This is a genomic window from Pseudoalteromonas sp. MMG007 (genome assembly GCF_018100985.1).
GTDB lineage: Bacteria > Pseudomonadota > Gammaproteobacteria > Enterobacterales > Alteromonadaceae > Pseudoalteromonas.
In genome coordinates this window covers 32,649-46,839 of the sequence record NZ_JAGJEI010000017.1, presented here as the reverse complement: position 1 = coordinate 46,839, position 14,191 = coordinate 32,649, and the positions used below count along the sequence as shown (strand labels likewise).

Annotated in this window: 8 protein-coding genes; 3 read left to right on the top strand and 5 right to left on the bottom strand. The window is 38.7% G+C overall.

The annotated features are described in order from the left end of the window. Positions 1-28: 28 nt before the first annotated feature. Positions 29-1,549, bottom strand: a complete 1,521-nt coding sequence (locus J8L71_RS16480) for a CYTH and CHAD domain-containing protein (protein ID WP_211001497.1) — start codon at positions 1,547-1,549, stop codon at positions 29-31. 577 nt (positions 1,550-2,126) lie between these two features. On the opposite strand from J8L71_RS16480, the gene J8L71_RS16475 reads away from it, so the two are divergent. Beyond that, on the top strand, positions 2,127-2,732 hold the full coding sequence (locus tag J8L71_RS16475) for a TIGR04211 family SH3 domain-containing protein (RefSeq protein ID WP_211001496.1): 606 nt from the start codon (positions 2,127-2,129) through the stop codon (positions 2,730-2,732). A 141-nt stretch (positions 2,733-2,873) separates the two neighbouring features. Here J8L71_RS16475 and J8L71_RS16470 read toward each other — a convergent pair whose 3' ends face one another. From J8L71_RS16470 to J8L71_RS16455, 4 genes are all read right to left on the bottom strand, one after another. Next, entirely contained in the window at positions 2,874-4,226 is a 1,353-nt protein-coding gene (locus J8L71_RS16470; protein ID WP_211001495.1) for a magnesium transporter, read from the bottom strand. Between the two features lie 285 nt (positions 4,227-4,511). Next, positions 4,512-5,261, bottom strand: coding sequence for an RIO1 family regulatory kinase/ATPase (locus tag J8L71_RS16465; RefSeq protein WP_211001494.1), 750 nt, complete (start codon positions 5,259-5,261; stop codon positions 4,512-4,514). A 133-nt stretch (positions 5,262-5,394) separates the two neighbouring features. Further along, positions 5,395-5,880 (bottom strand): MarR family transcriptional regulator, encoded by a 486-nt coding sequence (locus J8L71_RS16460; RefSeq protein WP_211001493.1) that lies wholly within the window; start codon positions 5,878-5,880, stop codon positions 5,395-5,397. Positions 5,881-6,010: 130 nt separating this feature from the next. Further along, positions 6,011-7,678 carry a methyl-accepting chemotaxis protein gene (locus J8L71_RS16455; protein WP_211001492.1) on the bottom strand — a complete coding sequence of 556 codons (1,668 nt, stop codon included), beginning with the start codon at positions 7,676-7,678 and terminating at the stop codon, positions 6,011-6,013. Between the two features lie 516 nt (positions 7,679-8,194). Here J8L71_RS16455 and J8L71_RS16450 point away from each other — a divergent pair. Together J8L71_RS16450 and J8L71_RS16445 are read left to right on the top strand one after the other, a co-directional pair. Next, entirely contained in the window at positions 8,195-10,903 is a 2,709-nt protein-coding gene (locus tag J8L71_RS16450) for an endo alpha-1,4 polygalactosaminidase (RefSeq protein ID WP_211001491.1), read from the top strand. After that, positions 10,903-14,184, top strand: a complete 3,282-nt coding sequence (locus J8L71_RS16445; RefSeq protein ID WP_211001490.1) for a tetratricopeptide repeat protein — start codon at positions 10,903-10,905, stop codon at positions 14,182-14,184. Before J8L71_RS16450 ends, J8L71_RS16445 begins: the two co-directional genes overlap by 1 nt. The last annotated feature ends 7 nt before the right edge of the window (positions 14,185-14,191 follow it).

Here is a 14,191-nt window from a genome sequence, read left to right as displayed (position 1 = left end):
ATATTAGTTTTACAAACGTGCTTAATCATTATTGCCAGTAAGGCTCTATATCAAATGAAGCTATACGACTTTGCTCCATAGCACTTACTAAGTATTCAGACTTTTGCTCAAGCCACGATTGGATTTTAGATAACTGTTCATCTTCTTGCCCTGCACATAGCTGTTTTAAATATTCAAGGGTACTGAGTTCGTATATGCCATGAGAAATATCAAGCCATGGTAGCCTAAACTCCAAGCGCTCTTCTTTATCAAACAACGAGCCTAAACAATTACCACTGAGCAAACTATTTTCAAGCTGAGTGCGCAAGTTTAAATACGCCGTTACATCAAGCATTTTTTCTTTAGGTAATAGTTCGTGCAGGTTTTTCCAGTCTTTATTAAAAAGTCTTTTAGCAATAGATGACACACTTTGCTCTGCAGCTTGAAGCTCAACTTGCCCCCAATCTTTTCGCCAATGTTTATCTATTAGCCACGTAGTTAACGATAACAACAAGCGATTGTATCGTGCGCTATGAAACAAAGCGTTTATATCATCAATGCTCGGCTGCAACTCTTTCAAATCACCAATCACTTGGGCAAGCGCTGGTGCAGCATTAATTTTTTTATAAAATGCATGGCGCTTAGATGTGTATGTTTTAAGTTGAATTGCATTTTCAACCCATGCTAATTCACTTAAAAGCCATTTAAGCTCTGTTCGAAGGTGATCGGTACTTTCTTTAGAAACAATATCGTCGTAAAGCCAAAATGTATGACGAATTAAGCTAATGCCATCGGTAACGCGCTTAAGCGTTTTTAAGCTTGGCTTATCGAAATAACACTGCTCATGCTTTTGAACAAAACGAATACCAAAATTCATAGCTTCTATAAGCGCCTGCTCTTGGCTGGCTGAATTTGGTAATTTAACAAAACCAATAGACTTACTTGGAGTTAGTGGGTTCTCATCTGCGAGTCGATATCCGCGCGCCGCTTTAGAATACAAACCCAAACGAATGCAGTTTTGGCTTACAAGCTTATCGGCCAGCGCAAATAGCTCATTGCGGCTACCTTCAACCAGTTCAATTTCAAGCTCGCTGATAATTTCAATTTTACCTGCCGCTGCAATTTCGCCCTTATCAAGTACTACTTCAATTTTAGCGCCACTTTCAGTTTCTATTAACCAGGTACGACGGATAAAATTAGTACTAAATATTGGATACAAGTTTTTAGAAATAGCGCTTACTTGCATACCATGCGGCCAAATACTAGCATCAAACGCCATCAAGTTAGGGCGATTTGAGTCAATAGGTAAATTATACTCAGGCCGCTGATGCAAACCGCCTACTACTTCACCTGCAAGCTTTATAGTTTGCTCACATTGGCTATCGGCACACCGGGTTCTAAAGCCAATATCAAGCGCTCTTAACTCACGGCTTGGTGTATCGTAGTATGCATTTTGTAAGCTGCGTGACGGTTTATTTTTAACCGTTTTTGCAAATTGAGTAATTAACGAGGGGATCAGTGGAATTACGGCATCTGATACCAAAAACTTCAGTTCTATCTCAGTATCCATTCGGTCTGCGGATTACCTTTATAATAAATAAGTGCTCAAAATAAACAAAGCGCTTTAACAATGCAAATTTTTTAGGCTTATTTTTAGGGCCTGTTGACCTTTCAGGATTAGAAATTTGTTCAATCTAGGAGCGGTTTAATCTCAGCGCGAGGTTTGTAACATAGTGGGCTCGGTAACTGCTCCTGCGTTACCCTACTGGCTTACATCCATGTAGGAATAAGTAAAAACCGAGCGAAGCTTCCGCGTCCTGCTCACGCCCCTTACCTACATCCATGCAGGCAACAAAGAGTAAATAACCCCTAGGTAGAACCCTTCGGGCAGCCCATGTTTGGTATTTATGCTACGTTATCGCCTATTTATGGGGAATAACCACACTACATAGGCTCTGCCTTGCCTAAATACCAAACAGCCTGCTGCAAATTCAACCTCGAAAGATAAACAGCCCCTAAGACCTAAGCCTTTGCTGGGTTACAATATCAACCTTGCTATTGCGCTATTAAATCCATACTATCTGACTACTTATGTGAAATAATAATCACGACAATAACGGACTCGGTAAGACCAACAAGGTAGATAAATGCTAAAACACTGTTTATTTGGGCTACTTTTAACAGCCACCACATTTATGAGCCACGCAGAAGAAGCTCAACCAGCAAATTCATCAAATGCAAACACCGCTTATATTATCGACAACTTGTATACTTTTATGCGCTCAGGAGCAGGTAAAAATTATCGGTTATTGGGTTCAGTTGATGCAGGCACACAGTTAACTTTATTATCAGGTGAAGATAACGGTTTCATTAAAGTAAAAGATGATAAAGACCGCGAAGGTTGGATAGAAGCTAAGTTTATTTCAAAAACGACTGGCATACACCAACAGTACAAAACGCTAAGCAGTGAAATGAGCACCATTCAAGAAAAACTGCGTCAAGCACAAATAGAGCTACCGCAGTTACAAGAGCAAAATCAAACCCTGACAGACCAAAACCAGCAGCTATCTGCACAAATTACAAAACTCAAAACAACCCTTGAGCAAGAGCGAGTTCAAAAGCAAGCAGCAAGCTCTAAAGAAAAACGCCAACTTTTAACTTATGGCGGCGCTATTGCATTTTTTGGCTTGTTTTTAGGTATTATATTAACAATTGTGTTGTCGCGTCGTAAACGCTACGAAGGCTGGGCATAAAACCTAACCCGCACAGTAAAATAAAAGCCGCTTAATAGCGGCTTTTTACATTTTTAGAGATGACAGTGGCTTAATCTTTAAAACACTAACGCCTACGTTATGTAAACTCCCATAGGCATTACCGACAGTTAAACATCATACTTATAAAAGTAACAAACTGCCTAAGCCTAAAAAGGTTACAAACCCGACAATATCCGTCACAGTAGTTAAAATAACCGACCCCGACAATGCAGGATCTATTTTCATTTTGTCTAAAATAGACGGTATAACGACACCCGCTAGTGACGCTGCTACTAAGTTTAATAAAATAGCCACCGTAATGGTTATGCTCAGCATTATGTCGTTAAACCACAAATAAGTAAGTGCACCTATTACAAAAGCCCAAACTAACCCGTTTACAGCCCCTACTCGTAACTCTTTTTTAAGTAATGCATTACGGTTAGAGTCTGTAACTTGCCCGAGCGCTAAACCGCGCACAATAACAGTAAGGGTTTGACTACCTGCAATTCCTCCCATAGAAGCAACTACCGGCATTAATACCGCAAGTGCAACTACTTGTTCTATTGTTGCGCCAAACAAACCGATAAACCACGATGCTAAAAAAGCAGTTACTAAATTAATACCTAACCAAATACCACGGTTCTTAGCACTTTTGCGAACACTTGCAAATAGGTCTTCGTCTTCACGTAAACCACCGGCTTTAGCTGCTGCTTCATCGGCCATTTCTTGGCGTAATTCGTACGCTGATGCAATCGTCAAACGCCCTAATAATTTATTGTCTGTATTAACAACTGGCATTGCCATTTGCTCTGAGTGGATTACCACTTCAGCAGCTTCATATAAATCGTCATCTGCATGCAACGATGAAAAATCATGGTTAGCAAGCGTCATTAAATTATCGCCATCATTGGCTTTAATTAAATCATTGACAGCCACCTCACCTATTAAGCTCCCTTTACGGCTCACTAAATAAATAACTTCACTGTATTGCGGCAAGCCTTTATGTAATAACTTTTTAGCGCCACCAGCGGTTAGTTTTTCCGACACTTTTAAAAAGTCAAAGCCTAACCAGTGACCTAACTGCTCTGGCGGGTATTGCTGCGCAAGGTCATATTGCTTTGTTTGTGCTTCATCGAGCTGTTTCTTTGCATACTCAACAAAACGCTCTGGAATAACTTCTTCAAGCTCAAGTAGTTCCTCTACGTTAACCTCGTCAAGTAACTTAAACGCATCAGTGTCATCTAACGTTTGTAGTAGCCATAAACAACTGTCTTCACTTAAGTTAACAAAAATTTCGTGCTGTGTGTCCTCATCTAATAACTGCCATATTTCAAGGCGCTGCTCTTTAGGTATTGCTTCAAATAATAAAGAGAGGTGCTCTATTGAAAGCGTTAACTGTGCATCTTCTAAAAGTTTGTTTTTTCGCTGAGTAGTCTCACATTGCATCAAATCATTTATGAGCTGTGGAAGTTGGTCTACCGGATATTCAATCATCTTAAACCCTTAAAATTAAAAAATGCACTGTGCAAATAGTGTACTTAAACAATAAAAAAATCATGCGGAAATCGAGAACTTATTAAACATACTCTCACTAATTTTTGCGCATTGTATGGGCAAAGCAAATGTTGTACTAATGTTTATTTAAAAATATTAAAAACAGTCAAGAAAGTTATTGTTACACTGATTTTTAAACTAAGTGCTGATTAAATAGGTTGGCTTAGATAAAAAACCCATATTAGCGAGCTAATATGGGCTTAATCACATAAAGAAATTGGTGTTTTAAAGTCTGTCGGTAATATTACGCACCAAATCAGAGTTTACGAATTGAGTAACAAGTGCAGCCCCCCAAGCATAGCCACGCTGAAGCGGATAGCCCTTAAATATCCAACGTTTACGCACATGATTAAACCGCGTTAAGTAACTTTTCTTAGCATCTGGTAATGGTTGATCACTTAGTTTATCCCACGCTTTATACACGCCCGACATATCAGAGCCACGCATAAAGCGTTGTAACCAGCGCGGAAACCGCGAAAAGCTCATTGTTGACTGAAAATCGATAATATAAGGCTTACCATCATTGCCGCATAAAATGTTTCCCATATTTCGCAAATCTAAATGCACAAGGCCTTGGCGGTGCATTTTTGCAACTTGGTGCTCAAGGTCTTGAAAGAAGTTAACCGGTAGTGTTTTGCCTTCATGTATTAAACTTCTAAGCGGTGTACCTTCTATATACCCATACGCTACTGTGATTGGTGATAAACGACTATACCGATTAACCACCGCATCTAACTGCGTCAATCGACTTAAACCTTTATATTCTTGATTAACAGATAATCGGGCGAATGTTTTACGAATAAACCAAGGGCTTTTGCTAAAGTCTTTTACAATTAAATCAAATTTTTCGTCTTTATATCTATACACAATCGCATTCGCAAAACGCCCCTTATGAACAACACTTAAATGATGTTGCATAAATGAATGTTCCGGGAATTCCTGCTGCAATTGCACTAACAAATTATTTTCAATCATAACAAACCTAACAAGATAGTAACTTTGATTGCCTAGGCAACTATATTATCAAGATTAAGATATGTACACAATCAGGTTGGGCAATTCGCTGGCTAACTTTTTACTGAGACAGTATCGCTATTTTATTGATAATCTACTTTTGAGGCGGGTTTGGTATTGAGTCTAGGTTGTTTATAGCTTTAAATAGTAAATCAATAATTTGATTTTTTTCAGGTTCAGAAAAGCCATTTAATGCTTGAGCGTACACCTCGTTTACTAAAGGCATAATTTTAGGGCATAGCGCCCTACCCTTTTCACTCAAACTTAGAATAGTTGAGCGCTTATCAAGCTCGCATTTTGTTTTGTTAATTAACCCTTTTTCTTCAAGACGGTTTAATAAACGGCTCATTGCACCGCGATCATAAACCATATACTCACACAGTCCTGCCAAGGTATTTACAGACTTTCTGGCGAGTAATACTACAACAATATACTGCGCTGAGGTTAAATCCATTGGCAGTAGCTTGGCATCAACATGAGCTGCAAGCCTTGAGCGCAAAAACGATACTAAACGACCTAAATCTTGCTCAGGCAAAAGCGCATTTCGGTCACAGTGTTTAATTGTTGGTATTTCAGACATGAATATTTCACTATATAGATATATTTACATGCAGATAGACTGAGCTTACTAAAAAAAATTCAATAAACTTTATAAGCCCCCTTAAAAATAAAGCCGCAAATTGCAGCTTTATATGTGAGTTTTATATCTGTTAGATTTTAAACTGCCCAACTAGCTGACCCAAGTTATCACCTTGCCCAGCTAAATGAAGGCCCACTGATGAGGTGGTTTTACTCGACGTCGTTAACTCATTTACTATTTCTTGAATAACAAATACGTTACGGTTTATTTCTTCTGTTACGCTACTTTGCTCCATCGCTGCAGTCGCAATTTGTGTACTCATATCGTTAATATTTCTCACAGAGCTTGTAACAGCGCCCAAGCTTTCAGAAATAGCACGAGATGACTCTACAGAACGGTTGCAACTTAGCTGGCTTGCTTGCATTGCCTCTACTGCGGCTGTTACTAAATTGTGTAACTCACTGAGCATTTCACTAATTTCAAGCGTACTTACTTGAGTTCGACTCGCAAGGCTTCTCACTTCATCAGCAACCACTGCAAAACCTCGCCCTTGCTCGCCCGCACGCGCAGCTTCAATGGCTGCGTTTAATGCAAGCAGGTTTGTTTGCTCGGCAATACCACCAATAACACTTAATACACTGTTAATTTTTTTAGATTGATCGCTTAACGAGTCAACCTGTTCAGCAGCTAAGTTTATCTCACTCATTAAATGACTCACTTCACTGAGTGAAATATCAACACACTCTTGAGCTTTAGCTACTTCTTGGGTTGCTGATTGGGTAGACTCAGCCACTTGCGTCGTATTTTGCGCTACTTCATGAGATGTCGCCGACATTTCGGTAATAGCAGTAGCAACAAGATCAGTCTCATGGTTATGATTAAGTAACTTACTTTCAATTAGTTGCGTTTGTGTATTTATATCACCAGAGGCGGTTTTTACATCATGAGTAACATCAACTACATTGGCAATAATACCGTGAAGCTTGCTTACAAACATATTAAACGCTTCGCCAAGTTGGCCAATTTCATCATTAGTATCAATGTCTAATCGCTTCGTTAAATCACCTTCACCTTTGGCGATATCATCTAAACTTTGCGCCATGCGCTGGATAGGTTTAACCATGGTATTTGCAGCTATTAATGCACATGCAATTGTCAGAACAAGCCAAAATAGCGCAATCAATAATAGTGTTGTCACTTTATCGTTCATGTGCTCTGTCATAGTATTACGATATTTAGCTAGTTCAGCATCAATGTCATCCATGTACTCGCCTGTGCCAATCATCCAATTTGTTCCTGGGATCATGGCTGCGTAGCCCATTTTTTCAATTAAGCCGGTGGTGCCTGGTTTTTGAAAGTGATAGTTAAAAGCGCCTCCCCCATTTCGGGCTTGATCAAGTAACCCCACAATAATTTTTTTACCGTTAGGGTCTGTCATACCTATTTTGTTTTGACCTTCAATAGCATCACCTAACAACGCATGAAACACGCTTACACCATTAGTGTCGTAAATAAAAAAGTAACCACCTTGCCCAAACGTTAAATCTCTTAAGGCTTTTTTTGCATCTTCTTGTGAACCATTCGCTAATTGATAACGAACAACCTTACTGGCGATTTCTATTTCAGTGCGTAGTAAAGTTTGCTTATCGTTTATAAGTTTGGTTTTAAATGAGTCAAAATTTTGTTGCTGATTTTTATTCTCCAAATAATAAGAGCTCAACATTAAACTAATCAAAAGTAGCATTAGTGGCAAAATAGCTAATAACAACAGTTTGTTTTTTAAGCTTAGATTACTCATTATTTCTCCGAGTATATAAATATATTGAGTGGTAGGATTCATACCCATCTAAATACAGGTTCTAACACTATCGGTAACGATAATTACAACTCTATTTTTATTAAAGTTTTAAAGTGATTAGTTAAGTATTAATAAAAGCTAGACTGCGCAAACATTCAGATTGGTCTATTAAAAGCATTATAGTCTTTATAGTGTTGCATTTATACTAATAATACCAACACTTTAGTCGTAAACACTTTACAATGGCTAGCTCTTTAATTAGTAAAAATAAAAACTAACCTATAGAGTGATCTAAATCAAATTTCACTACGTACGCAAGTTTGCCTGCCGTTATACTGACAAGTTCATACCTGTGGCGTGTCAATTTAAGTAATTATGTTAAGCATCACAGCATCTATAGATATCAACAGCCTACTAACATATAATAAGCCTATATTACTAATACAGAATAACTAGCATTAAAACGGAAAACATCACTTTGAGTCATAGTTATAATTTAATAGAAATGAATTACAAATGAAGTATTTTTTATACCTTGCGCTCTTAGTATCAGTCCATGTATTTGCAAAACCTGTAAATAATAGTATCGCATTTTACTACTCATCCCCTATGCCACTGGCCGAAATGACTTTTTACTCGCGAGTTGTCGTACAACCTGATTTAGTAACTGAGCATGAGCTTGCATGGTTTAAAAAACGTAACATAGCCGTTTATGCCTATTTAAGCGTGGGTGAATCATTCAATAAAAGTGAATCATCACTTTCACTAAACCCTAACTGGAATAGTCACATTGCCGATTTAACTTCAAGGCATTGGCAACAACATATGCAAAACAGCGCAGCGTCGTTAAAAGCGCGTGGTTTTAGTGGTTTGTTTTTAGATACCTTAGATAGCTACCAACTTTTAGATGCTAAACATAGTAAGCCAGAGCAACAAGCGGGCTTAGTAGACATCGTAAAAAACTTATCGAATACATTTAATAAACACCTTATTCTTAATCGCGGATTTGAGGTATTGCCTAAATTAGCGGGTTTTGCCAACGATATAGTGGCTGAAGGTTTATACAGTCATTATAACCCAAGCGATAACAGCTATAAGTTAACCACAGAGGACGATCAGGCATGGTTAATTACACAGCTTAATAAAGCACAAACCTTAGGTTTTAATGTACAAGTTATCGATTATGCAAAGCAAAATAACCGCCTTGCAATGGCACTTAAAATAAAACAAGCAGGTTTTACTCCATGGGTTACCGATGGGCACCTACAAACATGGGGCACATCGAGCATAAAACCGGTACCTAGGCGAGTTTTAATCCCTTATAACAGTAATGTTAAACCGCTTATATACACACTTGTTCATTTAAAACTAGCCACCATGATTGAGTACTTAGGTTATATTCCTGATTACGTTGATATGGCAAAGCGCCCGCTGCCATTGGTGGATCCAAGCCTACATGCAGGTATTATCTCGTGGACAGTTAGCGATGCTTTTTATACTCCTACACTTACAAATTGGCTTGAATCTAATTTAGGTGTAGTCCCACAACTTGTTTTAGGTGAATTACCTAACGCATCTAAACTGTTATTAAAATTAGGTGTAGAGTCGTTAAACACCTTGCCTAAGGCGCCTTATGAGTTAGCTCACTTTGAGCCTTGGCTAAAAGGCGAAGCAACGACTGCGCCGGCGATAACTAAACCTTATTTTTTAAAGCTCTCAAAAAATGCAACGCCATTAATCACTATTAACTCTGCAGACAATTCAACCGTTATTCAAGCGGCAAAAACGAAGTACGGCGCCGTAGTAGTCGCGCCATGGTTAATAGACACTCTCCCAATGGAAGGTAGTAAATGGGTTATCGACCCTAAAACACTGCTTACAAAAGCCATGGGGTTACCGCCAATTTTAGTTCCCGATACCACCACTCTTAGTGGCCGACGTATGCTCACTATTCATATAGATGGTGATGGATTTACAAGCGTTGCGCATTTTTCGGGTAAACCTTATTCAGCAGAAGTCATTCGTGATGAAATCATTAAACATTACAAACTGCCACTTACTTCATCAGTAATACAAGCCGATATTGAACAAGGCGGCTTGCACTCAAAAATGAGCCCGAAACTTGAAGCTATTGCGCGTGATATTTTTGCCCTGCCCTACGTAGAAGTTGCTTCACATACTTACAGTCATCCATATTTTTGGACAGCCCTTTCTGGACGAAAGAAAATTGACGTAGACGATACCGATTATGGGTTTCATTTAGATGTACCTGGTTACGATAGTATTAGTCTTAAAAAAGAAATTACTGACTCAATAAAATATATTGATGAAAAGCTAACACCTAAAAACAAAAAAACAGTCATGATGCTTTGGTCGGGAGACGCAACGCCTGGCCCTAAGGCACTTGAGCTTGCTCGCGATGCTGGCGTGCTAAACGTTAATGGTGGTAACACCGACGTAAATGCAGATAATCCTAGCCTTACACATGTTTCACCAATTGGCCGTCCTGAGCGTGATTTACTTTATCAAATTTATGCGCCTATTCTTAATGAAAATGTTTATACCAACTTATGGCACGGCCCATATTATGGTTTTAAGCGCTTAACAGAAACATTTGAAATTACAGAAAAACCATACAGATTAAAGCCCTATACTATCTATTTTCACTTTTATTCTGCAGAAGTGCTTGCAGGGCTTGATGCACTAAAGCACAACATAGACTACGTATTAGCGAGGCCAAATACACCCGTGCATTTAAGTGATTATGCAAAAATAGCAAAAGACTTTTATTTCTCTGCACTTGCAAAAAACAGTGACGATGAGTGGCTATTTAGCTCTAAAAGCATACGTACTTTGCGTATCCCAAGTGACTTTGATGTACCTAATGTTACTCAAAGCACCGGGATTTCAGGTGTTACACAAAAAGGCGATTACATACACATAACTGACGATATAGCACAATTAAGCTTTGACCATACTCAAACCAATAACAGTCCTTATTTAGCATCAGCAAACGTTGCTATTGATACATGGCAAGTTAATGGACCTGTAAGCTTCAAGGCATGGGTTCCCGCTGCTTTAGATTTAATTAATGCACGTTCTTGTGAATTTATCTCGCACATGGGTAAGCACTTCAAAGGGACTTCACGCGGTAAGCTAACACAATTTAAGCTGCCAAAAGGTCAATTTTATGGTTACTTAGACTGCAAAAGAGGTGCATTTTAATGAATAACAAAAAACGCCCTCAATTAGTTTCTTTTAAAACAATTTTAGCTATTTTAGCTGTTAGTTGTTTTGCACTTTATGCTTTGTTTCCACACACTTTATTTTTTGAAGAAGAGGCACTTTCACAAGATTACACTTTTGAAAAATCATACTTAAATGCCGCACTTAATACTGACCCAAATAATGAAAAACTACGTGCAAAAAAAATAGAACTGCATATTGGGCTAAGCGAATATTCACAGGCAACTAACGAACTAAACAAGCTTCCTAAAAGCGATAAAAAAACGGAGCTTGGAATAAGGCTACTCTATGCATTATGGGTAAATAGTGGCGCTAGAGAAGATGACAGGTTAGAAGAGCTTTCGCTTAAAATTACTGCATTTAATAACTGGAATGAAAAAGTACTCAAAATAGCCAAAGCAATTGGCTTAAATGAAAAAGTCGCACAATATTACGCGCAAAAAAACCAACCTCTTGTTGCAGCTGATTATTGGCTAAGTGCTGGCATGCCAATAAAAGCACTCGCCATTTATAAAAAATATATAAATGCTGATATTGCCGTAAAAGCCATTGAAACCGCCCTAGGTGCAGATAACCCTAAACAAGCTTACGCATGGTGGAAAACCTACGGCGATGCAAAAAACACAAAACGCACTCTTTATTTAGCTAATTTAGCTGGTAACACTGAAGATGCCGCCAAAGCTATTGAAGTATTGCTCAAGGAACAACCTAATAACACCCAATATTTAACGCAGGCCATGCAACTGCGTTTAGCTAATGGTAATGCTAAAGGCGCAGAGCAGTTATTAGCAAAGCTAATATTAAAAAGCCCAAGTGATAAAGAGCTTCATTTGCTTAATTGGAAAATTAAGCGTTGGCAAAATAAACCAAGAGAAGCGCTCAAAGAATTTAAGTGGTTAATGGATAATCGAGCGGTAACCGCTGCGATGCTCACCGACAGCATTAATGATGCTAATGCACTTTATCTGTATCAAGATGCTGACGAAATATACGAATACAAAGCACAAAATAGAAATCTTAAAGGCAATGGTTTTGCAAAGTGGATGCAAACGAATGAGTTTATTGGTAATCCAAAACAAGAGCTAAACCATATAGAACGCTTTGAGCAAATAAATGGCAAAAGTACCCTTTCTCAATACTGGAAAGCAAAAGTACTGCACGATACAGGAAATTTAAAAGCCCTAAGAGCTTTATGGCCAACATACTCAGGCCCTAAAAAAGAAGAAGATTTACTGTGGATCGCCCGTGCATTTTGGCTAAAAGACGACTTTAACACTGCATTACAAGTGCTCAAAAACAAAACACAAAGTTCAGATGATGAATTTTGGAGTGCCCAAGTAGATATGGCTATGCGAGTGCAAGATAAAGCCCAAGAGCTATATGCGCTTGAGCAACTAAAAAAGATTAGCCCTTTAAGCGTTGGTGATATGCTTCATTACCAACAATTACGCTTTGCAGGTAAACCAAAAGAATTACTAGCATATTTATGGGCCAGTGAAAATAAAACCGACAGGCAGCTAATACAAATAGCACTGCTTAGTACACAAGTTAATGATGCAGAGGCGGTTGCGCGTATTCATGCTGAACTTGATAAGCAGCGTTATAACAAAGCGCTCTACCCTGCTTGGTTGCTGCTTTCTAACTGGTATCAAAACCAAAGTGACTTAAACTATGCGTACACTACATTAAATCGCGCGGCTAAATTGAGTGAATACAATCCTGATGTTGTGTTAGCGCAAGGTTGGCTCGCACTACAAATGCACGATACTGTAATGATAGAGCGTATTTTAGCTAACTACTCTCAAAATGATCCGAGTTACGAGTGGACACAGCTTTTAGCTAGCTTATCAATACATCAAAAATCATATAACAGCGCGTATTTTTACCTACGTAAATTAGCCATAAGCGACCCTAGCGACTTAACAACCTTAGTTAACTTAGCTGACGTAATGAAGCAGTTAGGCTATTACGCAAACGCAACTGAGTTAAATCATTATTTGTTGCAGCATTTACCAAAAGATAAGTACGCATACAGAGGCTTAATGTTTCGCTGGGCAGGTGCTATGGCGATGCCTCACTTAATGCAACTTAATACAATGGATGAACTAGCCTCAGACACCATTGGCGAGCCGCGAACAAATTGGTGGCTTGCAAGGCGGGCCGCAACAAAATTAGAGCCTTGGCAAAAGCTTCAACTTTATATGACCAATGGTGAATTTAATAAAGTTAAACAGCTTATGGCTAAGGGCTCACTAAGTAAACTTGATGAACTTAATGCACTGCTCTATTTAAAACAGCCTTATGCCACTATGCAGCGATGGTACGAAGAGCTAACCGATGAGCCTAACGAATCACAATTGAGCTTACTTAGAAATGCTCGTACATCGTACTTTAGAGCGCTTGAAGTTAATGCCTCTCCAGAAGCCGGATTAAACAGCAGTCAATATGATGTAAATGTTTACTTTCCTTATGTTAATGGTCAGTGGAAGCTTAGTATTAGCGATCAGCAAAACTTAAATAACAATGGATTGCTGTTTGCTATTGAAGACAAAATAACGCGAGGCCGTTGGTACTTTGATGCCAAAATTGACTCCCACCAGGGAAGTTTTGCAAGCCGCCAAGGCCTAAGTTTAGATTCACGTTATCAGTGGAATGCGCGAACACAAGTCGGTTTAAAGCTTGAATATAACGTAGAGAATCGCCAGTCCGAAGCGCTACTTAGCTATGCCCAATTAGATAAAGCAACGGCCTACGTTAATTACAACATTGATAATAGACAAAACGTGCAGCTGTCTGCGGCAGCAATGTCATTTTCTCAAAGAGATAATGGCAGTTCATTAATTAACGGCCAAGAGTATAACGCTCGTTACCAGTACAGTATTTTAAAAGATCGTCCAATTTGGAATGCGTATTTTAGCGCCCAATGGCAAGACTTTGAACGCGTTAACGCATTAATAAATACAGAGCAAAGACCATTAATAATTGATTTGCAACCCTTTAGACGCTTTGCGCTAGGTACTTCATTTGCATCAACGGGCTCATTAGAGCCACCTTATTTAGGTGCAAGTCCTTCATGGCTATTCGACATAAGTACTGGGTATCAAACACTTAACGATACGGTTGATGTATCTGTTTCAAGTGGCGCAGGCTGGTCTGTAATGGGCGACGATTTATTTAAATTACAGCTGGGTTATCAAAGTAGCAATAAAGTAGGTAACTCAGATACACAATTACAATTAGGTTATTACGTACATTTTTAAATGTTAG

Bases quoted from the DNA above. Each gene is read 5' to 3' on its own strand.
- J8L71_RS16480 (WP_211001497.1), bottom strand. From the start codon at position 1,549: ATGGATACTGAGATAGAACTGAAGTTTTTGGTATCAGATGCCGTAATT.
- J8L71_RS16450 (WP_211001491.1), top strand. From the start codon at position 8,195: ATGAAGTATTTTTTATACCTTGCGCTCTTAGTATCAGTCCATGTATTT.
- J8L71_RS16475 (WP_211001496.1), top strand. From the start codon at position 2,127: ATGCTAAAACACTGTTTATTTGGGCTACTTTTAACAGCCACCACATTT.
- J8L71_RS16445 (WP_211001490.1), top strand. From the start codon at position 10,903: ATGAATAACAAAAAACGCCCTCAATTAGTTTCTTTTAAAACAATTTTA.
- J8L71_RS16470 (WP_211001495.1), bottom strand. From the start codon at position 4,226: ATGATTGAATATCCGGTAGACCAACTTCCACAGCTCATAAATGATTTG.
- J8L71_RS16465 (WP_211001494.1), bottom strand. From the start codon at position 5,261: ATGATTGAAAATAATTTGTTAGTGCAATTGCAGCAGGAATTCCCGGAA.
- J8L71_RS16455 (WP_211001492.1), bottom strand. From the start codon at position 7,678: ATGAGTAATCTAAGCTTAAAAAACAAACTGTTGTTATTAGCTATTTTG.
- J8L71_RS16460 (WP_211001493.1), bottom strand. From the start codon at position 5,880: ATGTCTGAAATACCAACAATTAAACACTGTGACCGAAATGCGCTTTTG.